Source organism: Variovorax sp. J31P179 (genome assembly GCF_030316985.1).
GTDB classification, from domain to species: Bacteria; Pseudomonadota; Gammaproteobacteria; order Burkholderiales; family Burkholderiaceae_C; genus Variovorax; species Variovorax ginsengisoli_B.
On the sequence record NZ_JASZYL010000008.1, the window covers coordinates 237653 to 257760 of the forward strand.

Annotated in this window: 21 protein-coding genes; 3 read left to right on the forward strand and 18 right to left on the reverse strand. The window is 67.8% G+C overall.

What is annotated here, in order from left to right:
- The first annotated feature begins 42 nt into the window (after window positions 1–42).
- On the forward strand, window positions 43–2109 hold the full coding sequence (locus tag QTI17_RS22110) for a capsule polysaccharide biogenesis protein (RefSeq protein ID WP_286535623.1): 2067 nt from the start codon (window positions 43–45) through the stop codon (window positions 2107–2109).
- A 27-nt stretch (window positions 2110–2136) separates the two neighbouring features.
- On the opposite strand, the gene QTI17_RS22115 is transcribed toward QTI17_RS22110, so the two are convergent.
- The 12 genes from QTI17_RS22115 to QTI17_RS22170 all read right to left on the reverse strand — a co-directional run bounded on the left by QTI17_RS22115 (window position 2137) and on the right by QTI17_RS22170 (window position 13439).
- Window positions 2137–3201 (reverse strand): KpsE/RkpR family capsule polysaccharide export protein, encoded by a 1065-nt coding sequence (locus QTI17_RS22115; RefSeq protein ID WP_286535624.1) that lies wholly within the window; start codon window positions 3199–3201, stop codon window positions 2137–2139.
- 122 nt (window positions 3202–3323) lie between these two features.
- Window positions 3324–3989 carry an ABC transporter ATP-binding protein gene (locus QTI17_RS22120; RefSeq protein WP_286535625.1) on the reverse strand — a complete coding sequence of 222 codons (666 nt, stop codon included), beginning with the start codon at window positions 3987–3989 and terminating at the stop codon, window positions 3324–3326.
- Entirely contained in the window at window positions 3986–4801 is an 816-nt protein-coding gene (locus QTI17_RS22125; protein WP_286535627.1) for an ABC transporter permease, read from the reverse strand. Before QTI17_RS22125 ends, QTI17_RS22120 begins: the two co-directional genes overlap by 4 nt.
- Before the next feature lie 248 nt (window positions 4802–5049).
- On the reverse strand, window positions 5050–6039 hold the full coding sequence (gene dhaK / locus QTI17_RS22130) for a dihydroxyacetone kinase subunit DhaK (protein ID WP_286535628.1): 990 nt from the start codon (window positions 6037–6039) through the stop codon (window positions 5050–5052).
- A 9-nt stretch (window positions 6040–6048) separates the two neighbouring features.
- On the reverse strand, window positions 6049–6669 hold the full coding sequence (gene dhaL / locus QTI17_RS22135) for a dihydroxyacetone kinase subunit DhaL (protein ID WP_286535629.1): 621 nt from the start codon (window positions 6667–6669) through the stop codon (window positions 6049–6051).
- 27 nt (window positions 6670–6696) lie between these two features.
- Window positions 6697–7737 carry an ABC transporter ATP-binding protein gene (locus tag QTI17_RS22140; RefSeq protein WP_286535631.1) on the reverse strand — a complete coding sequence of 347 codons (1041 nt, stop codon included), beginning with the start codon at window positions 7735–7737 and terminating at the stop codon, window positions 6697–6699.
- Window positions 7730–8851 (reverse strand): ABC transporter ATP-binding protein, encoded by a 1122-nt coding sequence (locus QTI17_RS22145; RefSeq protein WP_286535632.1) that lies wholly within the window; start codon window positions 8849–8851, stop codon window positions 7730–7732. The genes QTI17_RS22140 and QTI17_RS22145 overlap by 8 nt, the downstream gene beginning before the upstream one ends.
- 5 nt (window positions 8852–8856) lie before the next feature.
- A complete protein-coding gene (locus QTI17_RS22150) occupies window positions 8857–9060 on the reverse strand; it encodes a hypothetical protein (protein WP_286535633.1) in 204 nt (67 codons plus the stop codon).
- An 11-nt stretch (window positions 9061–9071) separates the two neighbouring features.
- Window positions 9072–10028, reverse strand: a complete 957-nt coding sequence (locus QTI17_RS22155) for a carbohydrate ABC transporter permease (RefSeq protein WP_286535635.1) — start codon at window positions 10026–10028, stop codon at window positions 9072–9074.
- A gap of 8 nt (window positions 10029–10036) precedes the next feature.
- Window positions 10037–10990 (reverse strand): carbohydrate ABC transporter permease, encoded by a 954-nt coding sequence (locus tag QTI17_RS22160; RefSeq protein ID WP_286535636.1) that lies wholly within the window; start codon window positions 10988–10990, stop codon window positions 10037–10039.
- A 25-nt stretch (window positions 10991–11015) separates the two neighbouring features.
- Window positions 11016–12347 carry an ABC transporter substrate-binding protein gene (locus QTI17_RS22165; protein ID WP_478139409.1) on the reverse strand — a complete coding sequence of 444 codons (1332 nt, stop codon included), beginning with the start codon at window positions 12345–12347 and terminating at the stop codon, window positions 11016–11018.
- Window positions 12348–12407: 60 nt separating this feature from the next.
- Complete coding sequence (locus QTI17_RS22170; protein ID WP_286535639.1) at window positions 12408–13439, reverse strand: LacI family DNA-binding transcriptional regulator; 1032 nt, start codon at window positions 13437–13439, stop codon at window positions 12408–12410.
- Between the two features lie 147 nt (window positions 13440–13586).
- Here QTI17_RS22170 and QTI17_RS22175 point away from each other — a divergent pair, with 147 nt between their 5' ends.
- Both QTI17_RS22175 and QTI17_RS22180 read left to right on the forward strand, forming a co-directional pair.
- A complete protein-coding gene (locus tag QTI17_RS22175) occupies window positions 13587–15071 on the forward strand; it encodes a serine/threonine protein kinase (RefSeq protein WP_286535640.1) in 1485 nt (494 codons plus the stop codon).
- Window positions 15068–16264 (forward strand): OmpA family protein, encoded by a 1197-nt coding sequence (locus QTI17_RS22180; protein ID WP_286535641.1) that lies wholly within the window; start codon window positions 15068–15070, stop codon window positions 16262–16264. Before QTI17_RS22175 ends, QTI17_RS22180 begins: the two co-directional genes overlap by 4 nt.
- A gap of 9 nt (window positions 16265–16273) precedes the next feature.
- Here the strand turns inward: QTI17_RS22180 and QTI17_RS22185 are convergent, their stop codons facing one another.
- The 6 genes from QTI17_RS22185 to QTI17_RS22210 are packed head-to-tail and all read right to left on the reverse strand — an operon-like array spanning window position 16274 to window position 20072.
- Window positions 16274–16765 (reverse strand): dihydrofolate reductase, encoded by a 492-nt coding sequence (locus tag QTI17_RS22185; RefSeq protein WP_286535643.1) that lies wholly within the window; start codon window positions 16763–16765, stop codon window positions 16274–16276.
- Window positions 16766–16768: 3 nt separating this feature from the next.
- Window positions 16769–17602, reverse strand: a complete 834-nt coding sequence (locus QTI17_RS22190) for a thymidylate synthase (protein WP_286526250.1) — start codon at window positions 17600–17602, stop codon at window positions 16769–16771.
- 4 nt (window positions 17603–17606) lie between these two features.
- A complete protein-coding gene (locus tag QTI17_RS22195; protein WP_286535644.1) occupies window positions 17607–17921 on the reverse strand; it encodes a CcdB family protein in 315 nt (104 codons plus the stop codon).
- A 1-nt stretch (window position 17922) separates the two neighbouring features.
- Window positions 17923–18192, reverse strand: coding sequence for a type II toxin-antitoxin system CcdA family antitoxin (locus QTI17_RS22200; protein ID WP_286535646.1), 270 nt, complete (start codon window positions 18190–18192; stop codon window positions 17923–17925).
- Between the two features lie 51 nt (window positions 18193–18243).
- Window positions 18244–19665 carry an FAD-binding oxidoreductase gene (locus QTI17_RS22205; RefSeq protein WP_286535647.1) on the reverse strand — a complete coding sequence of 474 codons (1422 nt, stop codon included), beginning with the start codon at window positions 19663–19665 and terminating at the stop codon, window positions 18244–18246.
- Window positions 19662–20072, reverse strand: a complete 411-nt coding sequence (locus QTI17_RS22210; protein WP_503011092.1) for a DUF2069 domain-containing protein — start codon at window positions 20070–20072, stop codon at window positions 19662–19664. The genes QTI17_RS22205 and QTI17_RS22210 overlap by 4 nt, the downstream gene beginning before the upstream one ends.
- Window positions 20073–20108: the final 36 nt, after the last annotated feature.

A 20108-nucleotide genomic window follows, 5' to 3' on the forward strand; every position in this document is an offset into this window, starting at 1 on the left:
CCGGGGGCGATCTTCCTGCCATGGCGCTGCCTCGAGGCCTAGATGATCGGGACGTTTTCTGCTGGAGTTCTGCGCCATCCCCAATTGAGCGCCCTATTGGGTGAAGAGATCTGCAAGGTCAGCCGTCTGTCCGTGGGTCGGCGCGTGAGCGCCGTAGCTGGATGGGGACGTAAGGCCAATGTCCGCTGCGCTGAGGCCTACGCGAGGCGTCATGGTCTGGAACTATGGCGTCTTGAAGACGGGTTTCTTCGCTCGTTCGGAACAGGGGACCGGTTCCCGTTGCTGTCGTTGGTCGCGGACAATCAGGGCATTCACTACGACGGTACTCGGCCGAGTGGGCTTGAAACGCTGCTCAATTCGCGTGAGGACTTGCTGGCAGGTATCGGCGCAGACGTCGAGATGGCTCGAGAGCGACTGCTCCGCCTGCGTCTGAGCAAGTACAACGAGGCAGCGGATCTGGACGAGTCGGTGCTGCGCGTTGGCGACGTGCAACGGGTGCTGCTTGTGGATCAGACGTTCGGCGACTTGAGCGTCAAGCTGGGCGCTGCCGACGCGGTGACGTTCACCACCATGCTCGATGCCGCGCGGGCCGAGAATCCCGACGCGACGATCTATATCAAGACCCATCCCGAAGTCAGTTCCGGCCGCAAGCGCGGCTACCTGACTGCAGTGCAGGACGACGCTCGCACGGTGGTTCTACGGCAGGGCATCAGTCCCCTCAGCCTCATTGAACGCATGGACCGCGTGTACGTCGTCACCTCGACCATGGGCTTCGAAGCGCTGCTAGTTGGCAAGCCAGTGACCGTGTTCGGCATGCCTTGGTATGCAGGTTGGGGTGCGACAGACGATCGGCAACGATGTCCGCGTCGCAGCCGTACGCGTACCGTCGACGAGCTCTTTGCCGCGGGTTATTTCCACTACTCGCGCTATCTGGACCCGACCACCGGTGAGCGGGGAACGATCTTCGACGTGATCGATTGGCTGGCGCGTCAGCGTTCCATGGCCTCTCGCTTCGACGCAACAGGCGGTCCTGGTCGCATGCTGTGCGTGGGTTTCCGTCGCTGGAAGGCGGCCAACGTACGCCCGATGCTGTCACTGCATTCTGATCGCGTGCATTTCGTTCGCGACGCCGGAACTGCGGATCGGCTCACGCCTGGGCCAGACGACTACTTGGTGCATTGGGGCCGCACTGCACCGCCAGGTGTCGAGGCCCTTGCGGCAAGGAGCGGGGCGCGCCTGCTGCGCATGGAAGACGGCTTCGTGCGCTCGGTAGGTCTCGGCGCCGATCTGGTCCCGCCGCTCTCGCTGGTGCTCGACGATCGTGGGATCTACTTCGATCCCCTTCGTGCGTCCGGGCTCGAGCACCTGCTCAACACGCGGCGCTTCACGGTCGAAGACCGTGCCCGAGCCCGCGCTGTGACGCAAGTGATCGTGGCGCACGGCATCACCAAATACAACACCGAGCCGCGCCGCTCCGCGACCTGGGCGAGCCAAGCGGCGGGGCGGACGGTGGTGCTGGTGCCCGGGCAGGTCGAGGACGACGCTTCCATTCGTTTCGGCTGCGAAGACGTCGACACCAACCTCGCATTGCTGGAGGCCGCCCGCGTGGCGCATCCTGAGGGCTTCATCGTCTACAAGCCGCATCCCGATGTGTTGGCCCGCAATCGCGTGGGCGCCGTGGCGTTGACGGCTGCCCGGCGTTTCGCCGATCACGTGGAGACGGAGGTGTCAGTGGTGAGTTGCATCGAGGCATGCGACGCGGTCCACACGATGACCTCGCTGACGGGCTTCGACGCCCTGTTGCGCGGCAAGCAGGTGGTCGTGTACGGCCGGCCGTTCTACGCGGGCTGGGGCTTGACGGAAGACCGGCTGCCGATGCCACGCCGCGAGCGCACGTTGAGCATCGACGAACTGGTGGCCGGCGCTCTGCTTCACTACCCGCTGTATTGGGACTGGGAACTCAAGGGCTACACAACATGCGAGGCGGTGCTGCATCGCATCGTCGAGACACGCGCCCGACTGGAAGCCAAGGGTGGCCACATGCAGGTCGGCCATCTGCGCCGACAGTGGCGCAAGCTGAAGGTGCTCCTGCGGAACTGGCGAGGGTGATGCGTCGCGCCGCCCGGGCCGCGGCGCTCAGTCCTTGTGGTCGCGCACAATCGCCAACAACAACTGCGCAATACCACCCAGGGTCAGCACGACCAACGCAAACACCAGCAAGTTGTAAAGCCTCTCCGGCTGCTCCGGATACTCCGGCAGCGTCGCACTCTGCAGCACCGACAGCTTCTTGAGCGTGCGGCCCGCTTCGAGTCGCCCTTTCTCCAGCCCCACCAAAGATGTGCGGTACACATCCTGCGCAAAGTTCGCCTCCATCTCGAGCCTCTGATACTCCTCGACCCGGCTGTTCAGCGTGCTGCCCTGCGGCGCGGCGAGGCGTTTCTGCTCTTCGGCGAGCTGTCGCTCCAAGGCGCCGACCTGAAGGTCGATCTGCGCGACGTCAGGCGCCTGCGGGCTGAGATAGCCGATCATCGCCGCACGCCGCGCCTTCAGTTCCGAGAGCTGGCCTTCCAGCCGGGCCGTGATGGCGACCAGGCTTTCGGCCTTGGCCTGCGGAGAGATCAGGCCGGTCTTGTTCTGGAAGTTCAGCAGGGCGGTGCGCGCCTTCAGCGCGCGCTCACCACTCTCGGCGACCTGCTTCTCCAGAAACCCCACTTGCTCGCGCGCGAGGCGATGGCCCATCTCGTTCATGAAGGCCTCGCCTTCTTCGAGCAGGACCTTGGCGATCGCCTGCGCGGTCCGCTCGTCGTAGGCCTGTGCACGGATGCGAAGCACCCCGGCCGCCTCGTCCATCTCGATGCTGACCCGGCTCAGGTAGTGGCGCAGGAAGAATTCCTGCGGCACCGTGGCCGACCACATGCGCGACAGCGGGTCGCGGCTTCGGTCGCTGTAGTGCGCGCGCAGGTCGAGCCGTGCCTGCAGCCTGGCCAGCATGTCGGTCGAGCGCAGATGGTCGCGCAGCAGCAGCATGTCGGCCTGGTTGCGAGCGCCGCCGCCGGTGATCAGGCTGCTCAGGTCGACGTTCTGGCCCACGCTGAAGTCGGTGCGGTCGACCACCACGCGCGCTTCCGACACGTAGCGGTCCGAGGCCACCAGGCACCAGCAGATCGCCGCCAGCAGGATCAGCAGGCCGGCGGCGCTCATCGTCGGATGGCTTCGAATCCAGGCCAGGACGGCGTGGAGGCGTCCTCGTTCGGACGGGGGGCGGGGGGCTGCGAGGGAGGGCGCTGTCGCCGCCGCGCCGACGGCGACCGGTAGGATGTCGGTCATGTGTGGATGCTTTCCTTGTAGTGGGCCAGTGCGTCGTCGAGCTTGTCGAACCAATGCGCATGGCCGTCACGGAGCCAGATGCCGCTTTCGCAGAATTCCCGCAGCGTCGATTCGCCGTGCGAGACCATGATCACGCTGCTGCGGTCGGCCAGTTGGTTGAATGCGGCGCGGGCCTTCTTGCGAAAGGCCGCGTCGCCGACGGAAGTCAGCTCGTCCACGAGGTAGACCTCGAAGTCGAAGGCCATGCTCATCGCGAACTTGAGCCTGGCCTGCATGCCGCTCGAATAGGTCTTGATCGGTTCGTCGAAGGCAGCGCCGATTTCAGCGAAGTCCGCGATGAAGGCGAGCTTTTCAGGGATGTCGGCTTCCTGGCCGTGGATGCGACACACGAAGGTGGCGTTCTGCCGGCCCGTCAATGCGCTTTGCAGGCCGCCGGCCAGGCCCAGCGGCCAGGAGGTGCGGCAATGGCGCACCACTTTTCCCTTGGTCGGCGTGTCGATGCCGCCGATCAGCCTGAGCAATGTCGATTTGCCTTCGCCGTTCGCCCCGAGAAGTCCGACGCTGCGCTGCGCGGGAATGTCGAGCGTAATGCCCTTGAGCACCCATCGCCCCGCACCGTGCGTCGTGCGATAGCGCTTGTGAACGTCGCGCAGTTCGATCATTGCGCGGCCACCTGTTTCGCGAAGCGGCGATGCAGCGCCAGGCCCAGGAGCCAGAAAGCCGGGCCGAACGATGCCAGGTAGCCGGGGCTGAGCCCCTGCACCAGGTGATAGCCCGGGAAGAACGCGGCCCGCCCCAGTTCAAGCCCATGCACGATCGGGTTGTAGAGCAGCCATTCCTGAAGGCGCGCCGGCATGGCGGCCGGGGAGAAGAGCACGCCCGATGCGAAGTAGAGCGGCATGAAGACAAAGCCCATGATCTTCTCGATCTCCGGCACCAGCGCGTAGCCGACCGACAGCGCCAGGCCCAGGCCCGAGCCGAAGAGCCACAGCAGGAGGTAGGCCTCCAGCGCCAGCAAAGGATCGTGTGGCAGCACGTCGAACCGGAACAGCGCCGCGCCGGACAACAGCACCAGGCCGACCAGCAGCTGCAGGCTGCCTTCCACCACCGCGCGCACCAGCACGGTATCGACCGGCAGCACCTGGCGGTACGCCAGCAGCCCGCGATTGGCTGCGAGCGCCGACGCGCTGCGCTGCGCTGTGTTGGTGAAGAGCTGGTAGCCGAGCAAACCGAGCGCGAGGAACAGCGCGAAATCGGCACCGGCCAACGTGCGTTGGCGCAGCGTCGAGAACAACAACATCAACAAGGCGATGTGCACCACCGGTTGCAGCAGCAACCAGACCCAGCCGTAACGCTGCGACGACACGCGCGACAGCGCCTCGCGCATGAAGAGCGCGCGCCAGACCGACAGGCTCACCTGCAGCGCGCTGCGGGGCGAGGCGGAAGGTGGGCGGGGGAGGGAGGACGGCGTCAAAGGGCGCCTTCGAGGGCGCTCGCATGGCGCCGGGAACATGGGCAGGACATTCACTGATCCGAGAGTCAGGCGCCCGGCTGGTGGGCGCCGACAGGGGGCCGAGGCCGGCCCCGTGGGGAAGCGGAAATTTTATTTGGCGCTTGCCGGCCGGATGGGGGCGAATTCCGAGTGCCGTTGCTGCGGCCCCTGCTTATTCCATGGATGCTTCTTTCGATGGCGTCAGACGCTTCTTTTTCGTTGGATTCCGCTCACATCCCCCAACGCAGCGCCGCCGTGTGCACCGGCGCATCCCACAGCGCCAGCGTCGCCGCATCCATCGCGCTCACTGTCACCGAGCACCCCGCCATCTCCAGCGAAGTCACATACGACCCGGTGAGGCAGCGAGCGATCTTCAGCCGATGCCCATCCAGTATCTTGCGCACCGCGTTCACCATCAGGTACAGCTCCATCAGAGGCGTGCCGCCGAAGCCGTTGACCAGCAGCAGCACCTCCTGGCCCGGCTTGAGCGACAGGTCCTTGAGGATCGCGCCGCTCAGCTCGGCCGCGATGTCGTCGGCCGATGCCAGCCGGACCCGGCGCCGGCCCGGCTCGCCGTGGATGCCGACGCCCATCTCCATCTCGTCGGCACCGATCTGGAAGGTCGGCTTGCCGGCGGCCGGCACGGTGCACGAGGTCAGCGCCACGCCCATCGAGGCCGTCGCCTTGTTGACCGAATCGCCGAGCGCCTTCAACGCCGCCAAGTCATCGCCGCGCTCGGCGGCGGCGCCGACGATCTTCTCGACGATCAAGGTGCCGGCAACGCCGCGCCGGCCGGTCGTGTAGGTCGAGTTCTCGACCGCCACGTCGTCGTTGACGATGACCGTGGCGTTGTCGCAGTCGATCATCTCGGCGGCCATCTGGAAGTTCATCATGTCGCCGGAGTAGTTCTTGACGATGAACAGCACGCCCGCGCCGGTGTCCACCGCCTGCGCCGCCGCCAGCATCTGGTCGGGCGTCGGCGAAGTGAACACCTGGCCCGGGCAGGCCGCGTCGAGCATGCCGTGGCCGACGAAGCCGGTGTGCAGCGGCTCGTGGCCCGAGCCTCCGCCCGAGATCAGCGCGACCTTGCCGGGCTTGGGCGTGCGCCGGCGGACGAACTGGCCGCCCTCGCCGAGCGTCACGATGTCGGCGTGCGCGGCCGCGAAGCCGTCCAGCGATTCGGACAACAGGGACTCGACGTCGTTGATGAGCTTTTTCATGGTGCGCTTTCAGGCGGATTGGGAGGTCGGTTGCGCGCGCGATTGCAGGCCGTCGCAGATCGCGCCGATGATCAGGGCGACCGAGCGCGAGCCCGGGTCGACATGGCCCAGCGCGCGTTCGCCGAGGAACGAGGCGCGGCCCTTGATGGCATCCATCGCCGCCGTGGCGTCGGCGCTCGCGAAGGCGCAGTCGCGCACGCGGCCGGCCAGTTGCCCGCCGCCTTCGGCGAGCACTTTCTGCACCGGGTCGAGCACGTCGAGCAGGGTCTTCTGGCCGACCTCGGCCTTGCCCAGCCGCGTCAGCGCCTTGATGCCGGCATCGAGTGCGCCGGCCAGCGCGGCGGCGGTAGGCGGGTCGGGCAGTTCCTTGCCGAGGGTGACCAGCAAGGTGCCGAACACCGGGCCCGACGAGCCCCCGATGGTCGACATGCAGGCCATGCCCATGGTGCGCAGCGCCTCGTTGAGCGATTGGCTGGCGAGCTCGTCGAGCCGGGCCTGGATGGCGAGCGCGCCGCGGCGCATGTTGAGCCCGTGGTCGCCGTCGCCGATCGCCTGGTCGAGGGCCGTCAGTTCGTCGACATGGTCGATCAGGGTCTGGGTCGCGTTGCGTATCAGGTCGATGTCGGCCATGGGGTCTCCCGTGTGGATGTGCCGTGTTCAGGCATGGATGCGCTGGCCCTCGGCATCGAACCAGAGCGGGCGCAGCAGTTCGACCTGCACCGCGTCGTTCGGCTCGAAGCTCTCGTTGGCGGGCGCCGAGACGATCAGCTCCTGGCCGCTGTCGTCGAGGCCGACATGCACCAGGTGCAGGTCGCTCAGGCGCTCGATGCGCCTGACGCTGGCGCCCCGGTGCGCCAGGCCGGGGCCGCTCGCCGCCGGCCGGCGGTGCAGCCGCAGGTGCTCGGCGCGGATGCCGACCGTCACCGCGCGCTCGGGCCCGTCGAGCTGCGGGAACAGCCCGCGGGCGACCAGGTTGATGCGCGGCGAGCCGAGCCGCGAGGCGACGTGCGCGCTGCCCGGGTTCTCGTAGATCTGCTGCGGCGTGCCGACCTGTACCAGCCGGCCGGCGTCGAGCACGCCGATGCGGGTGGCCAGGGTCATGGCCTCGATCTGGTCGTGCGTCACGTAGAGCATGGTGGCGCCCAGATCCTGCTGGATGCGCTTGAGCTCCAGCCGCAGGTCGTTGCGCAGCTTGGCGTCCAGCGAGGACAGCGGTTCGTCCATCAGGTAGAGCGCGGGGCTGCGCACCAGGGCGCGGCCGATCGCCACGCGCTGCATCTGGCCGCCCGACAGCCGGGTCGCGGGGTTCTGCAGCTTGTCGTGGATGCGCAGCATGCGGGCGACCTCCTCGACCTTGCGGCGCACCTCGGTTTCCGGCGAGGGACGCAGCGGCGAGCGCAGCGGGAACGCCAGGTTGTCGAAGACGCTCAGGTGCGGATAGAGCGAATACTGCTGGAACACGAAGGCCACGTCGCGCAGCGCCGGCGCGAGCGCCGTGACGTCGCGCCCGCCGATCGAGACGCGGCCGGCGTCCGGCCGCTCGAGGCCCGCCACCAGGCGCAGCGTGGTCGTCTTGCCGGCGCCGCTCGGGCCCAGCAGGACGAAGAACTCGCCGCTCGGAATGTCGAGGCCGACGCCGTCGACCGCGGTCACGCCGCCGAAGCGCTTGACGACGCCCGAGAGTCGAAGCTCAGCCATGGCGCGCCCTCCGTCCGGCCCGCAGCGGCGTCTCATCGCGCGCGCTGCGCAGCGCCCGGCCCGATGCGGCATCGAACAGCGAGATCTTCGCGGCATCGAAGGCCAGTCCGACATGGTCGCCGCGCGCCACCGGGATGTCGACGTCGACCTTGGCGCGCACCGTGGTGCCTTGCGCGGTGGCCAGCGTCACGACGGTGCGGGTACCGAGGTATTCGGTCGCGAGCACCTCGGCGCGCAGCCCGGACGCGTCGTCGAAGCGCACGTGCTCGGGGCGCACGCCGCACAGCAGCGCTCGCGGCGACAGGTCTTCGCGCAGGGGCGGCACGGCGATCCGTGCCGGGCCGATCAGGATCGCATCGTCGCCGCTCGCCAGGCCGGCCTCGAAGGGCAGGAAGTTCATCGACGGCGCGCCGATGAAGTCGGCCACGAAGACGCTGGCGGGCCGCTCGTAGACCTCGAGCGGAGCCCCGAGCTGCTCGATCACGCCCTCGTTCATGATCGCGATGACGTCGGCCATGGCCATCGCCTCCATCTGGTCGTGCGTCACGTACACGGTGGTGGCCTGCAGCCGGTCGTGCAGGGCGCGCAGTTCGTGGCACATCACTTCGCGGAACTCGGCGTCGAGGGCGCCGAGCGGCTCGTCCATCAGGAAGGCCAGCGGCTGGCGCACGATCGCGCGGCCCAGCGCCACGCGCTGGCGGTCGCCGCTCGACAGCTGCGACACCGGCTTGTCGAGCAGGTGCGTGATGCGCAGCGTGCGCGCCGCCTGCTCGACCTGGCGGCCGATCTCGTCGCGCGCCATGCCCTGGGAGACCAGCGGGAAGGCGATGTTCCGGCGCACGTTCATGTGCGGGTAGAGCGCGAACATCTGGAACACGAAGGCGATGTCGCGCGCCGACGCCCGCTTGAAGCTCACGTCCTCGTCGCCGAGGAAGATCTGGCCGGAGGTCGGCAGCTCGAGCCCGGCGATCATGCGCAGGGTGGTGGTCTTGCCGCAGCCCGAGGGGCCGAGCAGGCAGAAGAACTCGCCGTTGCGCACGGCGAAGCTCGAGCTCTTCACCGCGGTGAAGTCGGTGAAGGCCTTGTGCAGTTCGTGGACGCGGATCTCGGCCATGGCGTTCAGGCGGGAAACTTGGACACGATCATGAACAGCGCGGTGCCGAACAGGGTGGTCAGGAACGACCAGGTGAACAGGCTCATCGCCAGCGGCTGCAGCATCATCACGAGCCCGGCCGTGATCACGACGCAGGCCACGATCTCCATCGGACCGCGGCGCAGCCAGCGCGGCCAGCGGCGGTGGACGGGCAGGGAAGGGGTCGACATGGCCGGAGCTCCTACTTGCGCACTGCGCCGAAGGTGATGCCGCGCAGCAGGTGCTTGCGCAGCAACACCGTGAAGACCAGGATCGGGATCAGGAACAAGGTGGTGCCGGCGGCCACGGCCGGCCAGTCCTGTCCGCCCTCGCCGATGATGATCGGAATGAAAGGCGGCGCCGTTTGCGCAGTGCCCGAGGTCAGCAGCACCGCGAAGGCGTATTCGTTCCAGGCGAAGATCAGGCAGAAGATCGAGGTGGCGACGATGCCGGTGGTGGCCTGCGGCAGCACCACCTTGCGGAAGGCCTGCAGCCGGGTGTAGCCGTCGACCATCGCGGCTTCCTCGTACTCGCGCGGAATCTCGTCGATGAAACCCTTGAGCAGCCACACCGCGAGCGACACGTTGACCGCGCTGTACAGCAGGATCATGCCGAGGCGCGTGTCCGACAGGCCGAGCTCGCGGTACATCAGGTAGATCGGGATCGCCACCGCGATCGGCGGCATCATCCGCGTCGACAAAATGAAGAACAGCATGTCGTCCTTCAGCGGCACGTTGAAGCGCGAGAAGGCGTAGGCGGCCATCACGCCGATGCCGACCGACAGCACGGTCGAGCCGAAGGCGATGATCAGCGAGTTGACGAAGCGCGGGATGTAGTTCGACCGTCCCGCGACCACCATGTTGTCGTCGCGTGCCACCTTGTCGCAGATCTCGGTCGCGGGCGGCAGCGCGGCGATGTATTCGGGCGTCTGGCGCGAGCGCGTGGTGAACAGGTTGCAGTAGCCCTGGGGGGAGGGCGTGAACAGCACCTTCGGCGGGTAGCTGATCGAGTCGGGCGGCGTCTTGAAGCCGGTCAGGATGATCCAGACCAGCGGGATCATCGTCAGGAGCGCATACGCGACCACGACCGCGCCGGCCGCGAAGCGGGTGCGCGCGCTCGGCTCGACGACGGAGTGGGCGGTGCTGATGCCGGTGCGCATGGGTTGCCTCAGCGGTTCTTCACGTGGTTGAGCGCCTTGACGTAGATGTTGGCCAGGCCGAACACCGCCACGAAAAGGATGATCGCGAACGCCGACGAATAGCCGGTGCGCCATTTCTCGAAGGCCTCGCGCTTGAGCGTGATCGACGCCAGCTCGGTCGCCGAGCCCGGGCCGCCCGAGGTCAGCAGGTTGACCATGTCGAACATCTTGAAGTTCTCGATGCCGCGGAACAGCACCGCCAGCATGATGAAGGGCAGCACCATCGGCAGCGTGATCGACCAGAACTGGCGCCACTTCGAGGCCCGGTCGACCTCGGCCGCCTCGTAGATGTAGTCGGGGATCGAGCGCAGGCCGGCCAGGCAGATCAGCATCACGTAGGGCGTCCACATCCAGGTGTCGACGATGATGATCGCCCAGGGCGCGAGCTTGACCGAGCCGATCATCTCGAACGACGAGGCCGGGATGCCCGACAGGAACGACACCGCGTAGTTGAACAGGCCCGTCTGCGGCTGGTACAGGAAGGCCCAGAAATTGCCGACCACCGCGGGCGACAGCATCATCGGGATCAGGATCATCGTGGTCCAGAAGCCGTGGCCGCGGAACTTGCGGTCGATCAGGTAGGCCAGTGCGAAGCCGATCAGCACCTGCAGCAGGATGGTCCAGAACAGGAAGTGGGCGGTGGCCTGCATCGCCAGCCAGATGTCCGGGTCGGTCAGCACCGAGACGTAGTTGTCGATGCCGACGTCGACCACCGCCGCGTTGGGCCGGTTGGCCCGGTAGTTGGTGAACGACAGCTTGATGGTCCAGATCAGCGGGAAGATGTTGATCGCCAGCAGCAGCAGCATCGTCGGCGCCACGAACAGCCAGGCGATCGCGCGGTCGGAGAGACCGCGCATCCGCGACGCCACCTCGGCCGGCGTGGCCTGGGCGGCGCGGGCGACGAGGGCGGCGGGAGTGCTCATGCCGTGTTTCGCCTGGGCCTGGCCGTCACTTCGCCTTGCCGTCGTCCTTGAAGACCTTCTTCCAGTCGACCACCAGTGCATCGAGCGCCTCCTTGGCGGTGCCCTTGTCGGCCACCACGTAATCATGCACGCGCTTCTGCATCGACAACAGCAATTGCGCGTACGAGGGCTCGGCCCAGAAGTCGACCACCATGTCCATCGAGTCGAGGAAGGGCTGGGCGAAGGGCGAGCTCTTCGGGTAGGCCGGGTCGTTGAGCACCGCCTTGGCGGCCGACGATCCGCCGATGGCCTGCCACTTCTTCTGCACGTCGGGGTTGGCGAACCACTTGATGTACTGCAGCGCCTCGTTGCGGTTCGGCGAGTACGACACCACCGAGATGCCCTGGCCGCCGAGCTGCACGCCCTTGGCCTTGTCCGACGGGTTGACGAAGAAGCCGATCTTGTCGCCGCCGACGTTCGGGTCCTTGTAGAGGCCGGGGAAGAAGGCGAACCAGTTCATCATCATCGCCACCTGGCCCGACTTGAAGGCGTCGAGGCCTTCGGTCATGTAGGCGTTGGTGAGGCCGGGCGGGGTGCTGCCCTTGTAGAGCGCCTTGTAGAACTCGAGGCCGCGCACCGCATCCGGCGAGTTGACGAAGCCGTCCATGGCATAGGGCTTCTTGGGGTCTTCGTACTTGAAGCCCATCGGGTAGAGCACGTTGGTCACGCCCATCGTGATGCCTTCGGAGCCGCGCTCGGTGAAGAGGTAGGCGCCGTAGACCTTCTTGCCGTCGATCATGCGGCCCTGGAAGAACTCGGCCACCTCCTTGAACTCGGTCCAGGTCTTGGGCGGTGCGAGGTCGCGGTTGTACTTCTTCTTGAACTCGGCCTGCAGCTCGGGCTTGGCGAACCAGTCCTTGCGGTAGGTCCAGCCGACCGCGTCGGCCATGGCCGGCAGCGCCCAGTAGTTGGGCGTGTTCTTGGGCCACTCCGCATAGCCCACCACGGTGGCGGGCGCGAAGTCGGTCATCTTGATGCCTTCCTTGTCGAAGAACTCGTTGAGCTTGACGTACTGGCCCTGTTCGGCGGCGCCGCCGATCCACTGGCTGTCGCCGATGATCAGGTCGCACAGCTTGCCCTTGGAGTTGAGCTCGTTGAGCATGCGGTCGGCGAAGCTGGTCCACGGCACGAACTCGAACTTCATCTTGATGCCGGTCTTGGTGGTGAAGTCCTTCGAGAGTTCGACCAGCGCGTTGGCCGGGTCCCAGGCGGCCCAGCACAGGGTGATGGTCTTGTCCTGCGCGCGCACGTCGGCGCCGGTCAGGCTGAGCACGGTGGCAGCGGCGAGGGCGATCACGCCCGGGAGCATCTTCGACATCGATTTCATGAGCTGTCTCCAAAAAAGGTTTGGGTTCAGGGGCACGTACCGGGCGTCCGCTCAGTGAAGGTTCTCGGCCGTCAGGATCTCGATGCGCGGCTGCACCACGTTGAGTGCGCCGCGGACGTTCTCGCACAGCGCGCGCAGCACACGCGCCGCCGTCAATACGCAGTAATGGATGTCCTGGTGCAGGACGTAGGACAGGGCGTTGGCGCTCAGCAGCGAGGCGTTCTCGTCGGTGAAGTCGTGCGCCGCCACGCCGACATGGGCCGCCAGGCCGGCCTCGGCCAGTGCGCGCGCCACGCCGGCGCTGCCCGAGCCGACGTTGTAGATGCCGGCGACGCGCGCCGGGTCGATGTCGTCGCGCAGGGCCTGCAGCAACGCGCGACAGGCGCCGTCGTCGTCGGCCGGCAGGTCGGGCGTGCGCACCATGTGCAGCCGGGGGAATCGCTCCTCGATGACGTGGGCGAAGCCGATGCGCCGCTCGATCTCGGCCGACAGCCGGGTCGCCTGCGACGACAGCAGCAAGGTGTCGCGCCGGCTGTCGTTGGCCATTCGCGCCAGCAGCAGGCCGGCGGTGCGGCCGGCGGCCCGGTTGTCGGCGCCGATGCAGGTCTCGCGCATCGAGCCCGCGACGTCGGAGAACAAGGTCACCACGTGCACGCCGGCGCGCACCAGCTCGTTGATGGCGCGCTTGATCGGAGGCAGGTCGGGCGCCAGCAGGGCGATGCCCTCGCAGTCGCCGACCTGCGCGAGTTCTTCGGCGAAGCGCCCGGGGTCGGTGCTGTCGATGCGGTGCGTGACCTCGGTGATGTGGGCATGCCGGAAGTCGCCGGCGGCCTGCGCAATCTGTCTTTCGACCAGTTCCAGGAAGGGGGAGTCGTCCGCCGGCAGCACATAGGCGAAGCGGGCGTTGGCGCCGCGCCGCGGGCGGCCCGGCTGCTGCGGCGCGCCCAGTTCCTCGACCACCTGCAGCACGCGCTGCACGGTCTCGGCGTTGACGCCGGCGCGCCGGTTGAGCACCCGGTCGACCGTGGCGGTGCCGACGCCGGCGGTGCGGGCGATGTCGGCGATCGTGGGGGCGCTGGACATGGCTGAAATGCGGTTTGAGGGCATCATCGTATTAACATCAATAAATAAATCAATCAGGGTTTTGGAGCATGCCAGGTGACCTGGCGTCCATTCGGCTAGTGCGTCCGGTGAATGTCGACGACGGCCGGGCGACGTAGAGTCGACGCCATGAACAGCGCCCTTGCGCTCGACCTCCGTACCGGGCACCGCCCGACGTCGGGGAGACGCGCGCAGACCGCCCCGGAGGCTTCCGACGAGGCGCCGGCGCGCGACATCCATGCGTTGCCCGAAGGCTTCAGGTTGTTCGACTACGAGATCGTCGGCACCATCGGCGAGAACGAGAAAGGCATCGTCTACCTGGCCTGGGACCATGTGCTCGAGCAGCACGTGGCGGTGCGGGAATATCTGCCCGGCGCACTGGCGTCGAGGGACCCCGTGTCGGCGGCGGTGGTCGCGAAGTCGAAAGGCCGGGTGACGGCGTTCCAGGTTGGGCTGTGCAGCTTCATCAACCAGGCCCGGATGCTGGGGCGATTCGATCACCCCTCGCTGCCCAGGGTGCTGCATTTCTGGGAAGGCAACGGCACGGCCTACATGGCGATGCCGTACTACGAGGGCGCGACGCTGGCGCGCGTGCTGGTGGAACTCGGCGGGCCGCCCGACGAGGCCCAGCTGTGCAGCTGGCTGCGTCCCCTGCTCGATGCGCTCGGCACGTTGCACGCGTCGCAGTGCGTGCACGGCGGGATCGCGACGCACCGCATCCTGCTCACCGACGACGGCCCGGTGCTGACGGCGTTCGGCGGCATCCGGGACGTGGGCGACGACCTCGACGCCCCACTGTCCGATCTGCGTGCGCTGGCGGGCGTGGTGTACGCGGCCATTGCCGGCCAGCCCCCGGCGCGCCGGAACGATCGGGTCCGGCCGCTCGCCGAAGTGGCGCGGCGTCGCTACAGCGGCCATTTCATGGATGCGGTCGACGCGGCGCTGTCGCCGATTCCCCAGGGCGGTTGCACGAGCGCGGCTGAACTCTGGAACCGGCTGAGCGGCGCCCACGATCGCCGGGACCAGGACCTCGACCTGCTGAGTGCGACCGACCGGCCCGATTTCGTCTTCGAGGCCGCCTTCGACAGCGAGGCGCCCGCGCTCCCGGGCCGTGAGCCGGCGCCGCGCCGCAGCCGCACCCAGGCCGTCACGCGGCTGGCGCTGGGGTTGCTGGTGGGCGTTGGCGCAGCCGCCGCCATCCGGCTCGGCGATCCGGGCCTGCCGCCGCCGCTGCCGGAGCCGCAACGGATGGTGTCGCTGCCGGCGGCGCCCGCGCCCGTCGCTGAACCTGTGCCCGCGCAGGCGCAGGTGCCTGAGCAGGCGCTGCCCGAAACGGCCCTGGCGCTGACCGAGTCGCTGCCCCGCGTGATCGCCTCGGAGCCAATCGCGCCTGAACCGGCCCGAAGAACAGCGCAACAACGGCCGCGCGCCGAGCCTGCCCGCGAGGCCGCCCGCGAGCCCGCCCGCGAGCGCGCGCGCGAGACGCAAGCACCGCTGGCCACCGCTCAAGCGGGGCCGGGCCGGACGCAATGCGTCGAGTCCTTGCAACGGGCCTCTCTCGGTCCCCTCACGGCGGCCGAGGCCGCAATGCTCAGGAAGGACTGCGAACCATGAAACGGAATGGCTGGCTGCACTTCGTGTTCCTGTCGCTTGCCGCGTGGTTGGCGACGGGCCTCGGCGGCTGCGCGGCGCCGCCGGTCACCGCGTCCGGGGCCCCGCTGCCCTTTGCCGAAGCCGTGGTGCAAGCCAGCGATGCGCTGGTCGTCCAGACCCAGACGCAGCCGCTGTTTCTCGACCGGATCGGCGGCCGGCGCAGCGTGGTGCTCGATCCGATGCTCGATGCCGCCAGCGGCCAGCAGACGATCGCGACGCTGCAGCTGCAGGACCGCGTGATCGAGCGCATGGGCACCAAGTACGACGCGATCGAGGTCCTGCCCTTCGACAGCGAAAACCTCGGCAAGGCCCGCTACCTGCTCACCGGCACCATGACGCGGATCGCGCCCAGCCAGCCGCAGGGCCCGTTGCGGATCGACCTCGCCCTGACCGAACTGAAGAGCGGCACGGTGGTCGCGCACGCGTCATCGCTGGTGCGTGACGAGGGCCTGGACCACACACCGCTGCCCTATGACCGCGACACGCCGGTGCCGACGCGGGACCCGCTGGTCGAAGGCTACGTCCGCACCACCGCCGCGGCGGCCGGCCAGCGTGCCGACCCGGCCTACCTGGCGCGGCTCTCGGCGGCGCCGACGATCACGGCGGCCACCGCGCACTACAACGCGGGACGCTATCCGGAGGCGCTGGCGCAGTACAGCGCCGCGGCCGCGACGTCGGACGGCGAGCAGCTGCGCGTGCTCAACGGCATCTATCTGTCGTCGGCCAAGCTGGGCCGCACGGCCGAGGCCGAGCAGGCGTTCGGCAAGATCGTCGCCTACGGCATCGCCAACCGGCAACTCGGCGTCAAGTTCCTCTTCAATCCGAACACCACCGTGTTCTGGTCCGATGGCCGGATCAGCGGCCCCTATCCGATGTGGCTGCATCAGATCGCCAAGGCCAGCACCGACGCCGGGATCTGCATGGACATCATCGGCCACACCAGCCACACCGGTCCGGTGGCGTACAACGAGGTGCTGTCGCTGCAGCGCGCGGCCTACATCCGACAGCGGCTGGTGAACGACTCGACCGCACTGGGCCCGCGCACCACGACCAGCGGCAAGGGCTTTCGCGAGAACATCATCGGCAGCGGCACCGACGACGCCGTCGATGCGCTCGACCGCCGGGTCGAATTCAAGATCGAGGCCTGCGGCTGAGAACTCGGCTCAGCGCCGCTCCAGCGTGACGAAGCTGAACGGCAGGCCATTGGCCGCGATGTGCGATTCGCGCGCGGTCTCGTGCCAGCCGCAATCGAAGGCGGGTGCCCAGGCGTCGCCCTCGAAGTCGCGCGCGATCTCGGTCAGCACCACGCGCTGGGCCAGCGGCTCCGCCTCGGCGTAGATCTGGGCGCCGCCGATCACCCAGGCTTCGTCGCTGCGGGCGTGTTCGCACAGGGCGATGGCTTCCGGCAAGCTTCCGGCCCGCTCGGCGCCTTCGGCCTGCCAGTCGGCATTGCGCGTGACGACGATGTTGCGCCGGCCGGCCAGCGGACGGAAGCGCGGCGGGATCGAGTCCCAGGTCTTGCGGCCCATGATCACGGGCGCACCCGCGGTCTGGCGCTTGAAGTGGGCCATGTCCTCGGGCAGGTGCCAGGGCATCGTGCCGCCGAGTCCGATCGCGCCGTTGGCGGCGCGCGCGAGGAGCAGGTTGACGCGCATCTGTCAGACCGCCACGGGCGCCTTGATCGCGGGATGCGGGTCGTAGCCCTCGACCGCGAAATCCTCGTACTGGTAGTCGAAGATCGAGGCCGGCTTGCGCCGGATGACCAGCGTCGGATAGGCGCGCGGTGCACGGCTCAGCTGCAGTGCGACCTGCTCGGCGTGGTTGCTGTAGATATGGCAGTCGCCGCCGGTCCAGATGAAATCGCCGACATCCAGCTCGCACTGCTGCGCCACCATGTGCGTCAGCAGCGCGTAGCTGGCGATATTGAACGGCACGCCGAGGAAGATGTCGGCGCTGCGCTGGTAGAGCTGGCAGCTCAGCTTGCCGCGCTCGCCAGGGGCTTGCGGCGGCGCCACGTAGAACTGGAAGAAGGCGTGGCAGGGCATCAGCGCCATCTTCGAGAGCTCGGCCACGTTCCAGGCGCTGACGATGATGCGGCGCGAGTCGGGGTTGCTCTTGAGGGTGTCGATCACCTGCTGGATCTGGTCGATGTGGCCGCCGTCGGGCGTCGGCCAGCTGCGCCATTGCACGCCGTAGACCGGGCCCAGGTCGCCGTCCTCGCGGGCCCATTCGTCCCAGATCGTGACGCCGCGCTCCTTGAGCCAGTTGTTGTCGCTCGAGCCGGTCAGGAACCAGAGCAGTTCCTGGATGATGGAGCGCAGGTGCACCTTCTTGGTGGTGACCAGCGGGAAGCCCTCGTTGAGGTCGAAGCGCATCTGGTAGCCGAACACGCTCTTGGTGCCGGTGCCGGTGCGGTCGCCCTTTTGTACGCCGGTGCTGTCGACGTGGCGCATGAAGTCTTCGTATTGGGAGCGGATGGGGTGGGGGGTCATGTCGTCAATGGCCTGCGAACAATGCGTCGAGCGCGTCCTGAATATCGAGCTGCTGGTCGGAAAGATTGGCAACAGGTCGGCGCAGCTCCGTCGCGGGAACGGCGCCGATCGAGGCGGTGTCCATGACGACCTCCTTTCCGGCGACCCGAAGTTCCGCATTCAGCGTGCGCACCCTGGTCTTGAAGCGCGCGGTGGCGAAGAGCGGGATGACCACGCGCGTGTCCAGACCTTCGAGATAGTCGCTCTGGACGTCGAGCATGAAAGGAATGGCCGCGCGATCGGCCGCATCCGGATTCGAATAGACGTCGAAGCGCGCCATGTCAGCCTTTCTTGCCGTCGCCAAGGCTGCGCGCAAAAGTGCGGTACTTGGCCAGCGGCAATCCTTCCTTCGCGATCCTGGTGTTGTAGGCGGCGATGCCGTCCTTGTTTTCTTCCGCCCATTTCGCCCAGTAGCGGCGCTTGACCTCTGCTGCGAGCAGCTCGTCCACTGTCTGGGACAGGTTCATGCCGAGCTCGCGCGCCACCTCCAGCACCTTGCTGTTCAGCGACAGGTTGGTCGCCTTCTTCGGGGCTTTGTCGAAGCGAAGCATGTGGCATTCTCCGGGCATGAACTATGCGCATAGTTTACGCGCATCCGAACCTCAGGCCAGTCGGATCACCCGCCCCGGATTCAGGATGTTCTGCGGGTCCAGCCCGCGCTTGATCGCGCGCATCATCTCGAGCGCCACCGGCGATTTGTGCTTCTCGAGCTTGTCGACCTTGAGCGAGCCGACGCCGTGCTCGGCCGAGAACGAGCCGTCGAATTTCTCGACCGCGTCGTAGACCAGGGTGTTGATCCGGTCCTCGTGGTCGCGCAGGAAGGCCTTGCTGTCGCCGCCCTCGGGCGCCTGCACGTTGTAGTGCAGGTTGCCGTCGCCCAGGTGGCCGAAATTCACCAGTCGCACGCCCGGGATCTCGCGAGCGAGCAGCGCATCGGTCTCGGCCACGAAGGCCGGGATGCGCGACACCGCGATCGAGATGTCGTGCTTGATGTTGAGGCCTTCCTCGGCCTGCGCCAGCGGGATGCTTTCGCGGATGTGCCAGAGCTGGTGCGCCTGCGTGAGGCTCTCGGCGACCACCGCGTCGGTCACGCAGCCGGCTTCGAAGGCGGTTTCGAGCAAGGCCTCGAAGCGGCTGCGGGCATGGTCTTCCGATTCGCTGTCGGAGTTCTCGAGCAGCACGCACCATGGAACGGACGCGTCGTCGATGAAAGGCACGCGCAGGGCCGGGAAGTGCTTGTCGACCAGGCTCAGCGCGAACTTGCCCATCACCTCGAAACCGGTCAGGCCGGCCCCCAGGCGCTGGTGCGCCAGGCCGAGCAGGGTGACCGCGTGGTCGAGCGACGGCACTGCCGCCCATGCCGTGAGCTGGGCCGCCGGCAGCGGGTAGAGCTTCATGGTGGCGGCCGTGATGACGCCGAGCGTGCCTTCGCTGCCGATCATCAGGTCGCGCAGGTCATAGCCCGTGTTGTCCTTGCGCAGGCCGCTGGTGCCTTCCCAGACCCCGCCCTGCGGCGTCACGACCTCGAGCCCGAGGCACAGGTCGCGGGTGTTGCCGTAGCGCACCACCTGCGTGCCGCCGGCGTTGGTCGCCAGGTTGCCGCCGATGGTGCAGCTGCCTTCGGCCGCCAGGCTCAGCGGGAACAGGAAGCCGGCGTTGCGCGCCGCCTCCTGCAGGGTCTGCAGCACGCAGCCGGCCTCGACCGTCATCGTGAGATTGGCGGCGTCGATGCCGCGGATCGCGTTCAGCCGCTGCAGGCTCAGCAGCACCTGGGTGCCGCTCTCGTCGGGCGTCGAGCCGACCGCCAGCCCGGTGTTGCCGCCTTGCGGCACGATCGAGGTGCCGGCTTCGGCGCAGGCCCGGACCACCTCGGCGACCTGGCGCGTGTCGCCCGGCCGCACGACCGCCAGCGCCTTGCCGCGCGAACGCTTGCGCCAGTCCTGCTCCCAGGCGCCGAGGTCGCCTTCGGTGAGCACGTTCGCCGCGCCGACGATCGCGCGCAGCTTCTCCAACAGAACGCTCATGGCGTCGCCCTTTCGACTTCGAGTTTGCGGGCCTGGGCCGCGTTGCGCAGCCGCAGCCGCACATGCCAGGCACAGGCCGTGAAAAGCGCCAGGCACAGCACGACCTGGACCAGCGCCAGCACCTGGCCGACGCCGTTGATGTCGCTCCAGGCGCGCACCACGCCTTCGGTGAAATAGAGCCAGACCATCAGGCTGACCCAGCGATAGGTGTACATGCGGTTCTTCAGCAGGCCGGCCAGCGGCACCACCAGCGGCAGCACCTTGAGCGCCAGCCACGAACCGCCCGGCCGCAAGGGGGCCAGCCACAGCTCCCAGGCGAGCCCGAGCACGATCAGCCCGACCAGGCTGCCGACGGCAAGCCATCGGGTGGCGGAAACGGAGGCGGGGGGCAAGGTGGAATTGATCACGAGAAAAAAGAGGTGTCGCAGTGCGCGAAGCCTCGG